Annotated in this window: 1 pseudogene; it reads left to right on the forward strand. The window is 57.1% G+C overall.

Annotated features, from left to right (window positions below):
- Nucleotides 1–292 (forward strand): annotated as a pseudogene (locus tag CYR32_RS21270) (FAD-dependent oxidoreductase); the annotation flags it as partial.
- Nucleotides 293–361 lie beyond the last annotated feature (69 nt).

The following is a 361-nucleotide window of genomic DNA, read 5'->3' on the forward strand; positions in this document are numbered from 1 at the left end:
CCCCACGCGGGAGCTTAATCTCGCCGGGGCAGGGATTACCGCCATTATCTGGGCGACCGGTTATGTCGCGGATTACCGCTGGCTGGAGGTGAATGCCTTTAATGAGCAGCATAAACCGCAGCACCATCGCGGGGTGTCGAGCGAACCGGGCGTCTATTTTCTTGGCCTTCCCTGGCTCTCCCGCCGGGGGTCAACCTTCATTTGGGGGGTGTGGCACGATGCGAAATACATCGCCGATCAGATTGCCATCCAGCGCCAATACCAGCATTACCAGAGCACGTCAGAACGTTGATGCGCCTTCATTCCCGTCAACTCACAGGAAACAGATGATGCCGACACATACCCGCATCCGTATGTTCAA

The sequence above is a fragment of the Chimaeribacter coloradensis genome, from assembly GCF_002858715.1.
Lineage (GTDB): Bacteria > Pseudomonadota > Gammaproteobacteria > Enterobacterales > Enterobacteriaceae > Chimaeribacter > Chimaeribacter coloradensis.